Genomic DNA, 3,747 nt, shown 5'->3' on the forward strand with positions numbered 1-3,747 from the left:
TGGTGGTGTGCTCGCTGGGGGCGGGGGGGGGGCGGGGGCCGGGGGGGCGGCGGGGGGGGCGCGGGCGGGCCCCCCCGCCCGAGATCATCATCCTGACCACGTTCGACAGCGACGACCACATCCTGCGGGCGATGCGCGCCGGGGCGAGCGGCTTCCTGCTGAAGCACACCCCGCCGCCGGAGATCGTCCGGGCGATCCGCCAGGTCGCGGCGGGCGAGCCGATGATGTCGCCCGCGGTGCTGCGCAGGATGATGGCCTACGTGGCCGAGAGCGGCGCCGATCCGCGCCGGGCCCGCGCCCGCGGTCTGCTGGCCCGGCTGAGCGGCGGCGAGCGGGCCGTGGCCGCGCTCGTCGGGCGCGGCCTGACCAACAGCGAGATCGGCAAGGAGCTGTCGCTCAGCGTCGCCACCGTGAAGGCGTACGTGTCGCGCCTGCTGGCCAAGCTGGAGCTGAACAACCGCGTCCAGATCGCCCTCCTCGTCCACGACGCCGCCCTCGACGACTAGCGGTTCTCCGGGCCGCGCCGCGCCAGCGGGACGTGGCGGAGCAGCAGCGCCGCCGCCAGGCCCAGCACGGTGACGGGCAGCGCGGTGACGAACAGGGTGGAGAACGCGTCCGCGAAGGCCTCGGCGACGCCGTCGCGCACCGGCGCCGGGAGGGTCGCCAGCACCTCGGGGCGGACGGCGTCGCCGAACGCCGGGACCCGCCCGGCCGGGACCCGTCGGACGATCTCCTCGGCGAACCGGTTCGACACGACGGCGCCGAAGACGGCCATCCCGGCGGCGGTGCCGAGCATCCGGCTCGCGAAGACGCCCGAGCTCGCCGCGCCGAGGTCGCGGCGCGGCGCGGCCTGCTGCGCGATCAGCATGACGACCTGCTGGGACAGCCCGGCGCCGAAGCCGAGCACCGCCATGAAGCAGCCCGCGGCGACCAGGCCGGTGCCGGCGTCCATGGTCGCCAGCAGCGCGATCCCGGCCGCGCTGACCGCCATGCTCGCGGCCGGGAGCCGGTGGTAGCGGCCGGTGCGGTGGATGTACTTCCCGGCCGCCACGGACGACGCCAGGAGCGCGAGCATCATCGGCAGCAGGAGCAGGCCCGATCTGGTCGCGCCGGCTCCTCCGACGACCTGGAAGAACATCGGCAGGTAGGTGGCGAGGCCGAATCCGGTGGCGCCGCCGACGGCCGCGACGGCGCAGGCCACGCTGAACGACCGGTCGCGGAACAGCCGCGGCGGGATGATCGGCTCGGCGGCCGTCCGTTCGGCGAGCACCCACGCGGTGAACAGCACGGCCGAGGCCGCCGCCAGCGCGAGGACGACGGGCGAGCCCCACGCGTACCGCGTCCCGGCCCAGCTGGTGAACAGGGTGAAGCAGGTGACGGCGGCGCCGAGCAGGACGATCCCGGCGTAGTCGATCCGGGGCCTGCCCTGCGGCGCCGGCAGCCGCAGGAACAGCACGATCACCGAGGCGGCGGCGAGGCCGAGCGGCAGGTTGAGGTAGAACACCCACCGCCACGACGCGTGGTCGGTGAGGACGCCCCCGGCCAGCGGCCCCGCGATGCTGGAGACGGCGAAGACCAGCGCCGAGTACCCCTGGTACCGGGCGCGCTCGCGCGGCTCGAACAGCTCGCCCGTGACCGCGAACATCGAGCTCATGAGGCAGCCGGCCGCGGCGCCCTGGACGGCGCGGAACACGATCAGCCAGGTCATGGTGGGCGCCGCCCCGCACGCCGCCGAGCCGGCGAGGAACCCGAGCAGGCCCGTCAGCAGGACGCGGCGGCGCCCGAACAGGTCGCCGAGCCGTCCCGACAGGGGGACGGTGATGCTGGTGGCCAGCACGTACGCCGTCGACACCCAGGCGAGCCGGTCGAGCCCGCCGAGGTCCCCGACGATCGTCGGCAGCGCGGTGCCGAGCACCGTCGCGTCCAGCGAGGACATGAGCCCGGCGAGCATGAGCCCGCCGAACACCAGCATCCGGTCGCGGCCGGTCATCGGCGCGGTCGTATCGATCACGCGCACCTCCCATTTCTATGCGTTAGACATATAGATGCTAAACACAGATAGATGAGTCGCGCAATCCATCTAGACTGGGCGGCATGAGCGACGAGGCGCTGGACGCCGTCGAGCGGAGCATGGTCAGGCTGCGCCGGGGCATGTCGCGGCAGCGGCTGGGCAAGGCGGCGATCCGCGACCACAACCTCCCCGTCGACGTGCAGGTCCTGCACGTCGTGGACATCGTGGACGAGGGCCCCGACCGGCCCGGCGAGGAGATGAGCGTCGGTCTGGTGGCCGCCCGCCTCGGCGTCGACGCCTCGCGCGGCAGCCGCATCGTCGCCGAGGCGGTCAAGTCGGGCTATGTCCGGCGGGTCGCCTCGCAGGAGGACGGCCGCCGCATCCACCTGGAGCTCACCGACGCCGGCAGGGCCGTCGTCGACGCCACCCGCCGCACCCGGCAGGAGCACTTCGCCAAGGCCATGAGCGGCTGGACCGACGAGGAGCGCTCCGCGTTCGCCCGCCTCCTGTCCCGCTTCGTCCACACCTACGAGGACTGACCGCCCGCCTGGTGGCGAGGGGGCGCCGCGCGTCCTCCCCCGGTTGCGGGCGGACGGCGCGCGCCTACAACCCCGGTTGCGGGTCCGGCGCGAAGCGCTCGGCCTCGCGGAGGACGGTGCCGTGCCGGACCGGCGTCTAGGCTGGCGGGATGGGTGGTCGCCTGATCCCGCCGGCAGGGCGCGCGCGGGACGCGGCCCTGGCGGGCGGAGTGCTCGCCGTGGTGGCCGTCAGCAGCCTGAAGTCGCTCGTGGGCCCGCGCGAGGAGCCGTGGGCCGCGACGGCGTTCGACTGGGCGCTGATCCTCCTCGCCTGCGGGGCGCTGTTCTTCGCCCGCCGGCGGCCGGTGGCCGTCGCCGCCCTCGTCCTCGTGGCCACCGGCGTCTACTACGTCGCCAGCCTGCACGACGGCGGGCTGATGATCGCGCTCATCGCGGCGCTGTACGCGGTCGCGGCCGCGGGCCGGCTCCAGGCCGCCGTCGTCCTCGCGGCGCTGACCGTGATCGCCACCGGCGCCGGCACCCTGCTCGGCAACCGCGACGTCAACGGCGTCGCCCTGTTCATGCTGACCGGATGGCTGGTGGCCGTGGTCGCGCTCGGGTGGGTGCGGCACAGCCGGCTCGCCTACCTGCGCGAGGCAGAGCGGCGCGCCGCCGGCGAGGAGCGGCTGCGCATCGCGCGCGAGCTGCACGACGTCGTCGGGCACCACCTCTCGCTGATCAACGTCCAGGCCGGGACGTCGCTGCACCGCTTCCACCGGGACCCGGCCCAGGGCGAGGCGGCCCTCGCCGCCATCAAGGCGTCGAGCCGGGAGGCCCTGCGCGACCTGCGCGCGACCCTCGGGGTGCTGCGGCAGGCCGACGAGGAGGCGCCGACCGCGCCCCCGCCCACCCTGGACGGGATCGGCGCGCTGATCGGGACGGCGCGGGCGGCCGGCCTCACCGTGCACGGCGGCGTCACCGGCGAGGCGGACCCGCCCACCGAGGTCGGCCTGGCCGCCTACCGCATCGTCCAGGAGTCGCTCACCAACGTCTCGCGGCACGCCGCCGCCGCGGAGGTCACCGTCAGCGTCGAGCGCGGGCCGGGCGCGCTCCTCGTCGAGGTCGCCGACGACGAGCCGGAGCTGGTGGACCTGCGCCGCACCCTCCAGGTGCTGCTGGAGACGAACCTCAACGTCGCCGAGACGGCGCGCCGGCTGC

Annotated in this window: 4 protein-coding genes; 3 read left to right on the top strand and 1 reads right to left on the bottom strand. The window is 75.2% G+C overall.

What is annotated here, in order from left to right:
- Nucleotides 1-506: response regulator transcription factor (locus AB0K37_RS40865; protein WP_363991266.1), on the top strand; the 506-nt coding region annotated here is incomplete at its 5' end.
- Here the strand turns inward: AB0K37_RS40865 and AB0K37_RS40870 are convergent.
- Complete coding sequence (locus tag AB0K37_RS40870; RefSeq protein ID WP_363991268.1) at nucleotides 503-2,011, bottom strand: MDR family MFS transporter; 1,509 nt, start codon at nucleotides 2,009-2,011, stop codon at nucleotides 503-505. The genes AB0K37_RS40865 and AB0K37_RS40870 overlap by 4 nt on opposite strands.
- An 83-nt stretch (nucleotides 2,012-2,094) precedes the next feature.
- Between AB0K37_RS40870 and AB0K37_RS40875 the strand changes: the two genes are divergently transcribed.
- Nucleotides 2,095-2,550, top strand: coding sequence for a MarR family transcriptional regulator (locus AB0K37_RS40875; protein ID WP_185024800.1), 456 nt, complete (start codon nucleotides 2,095-2,097; stop codon nucleotides 2,548-2,550).
- Nucleotides 2,551-2,699: 149 nt separating this feature from the next.
- The coding region (locus AB0K37_RS40880) for a histidine kinase (protein ID WP_363991271.1) at nucleotides 2,700-3,747 on the top strand (1,048 nt) is incomplete at its 3' end.

The organism is Actinomadura sp. NPDC049753, from assembly GCF_040674655.1.
GTDB lineage: Bacteria > Actinomycetota > Actinomycetes > Streptosporangiales > Streptosporangiaceae > Spirillospora > Spirillospora verrucosospora.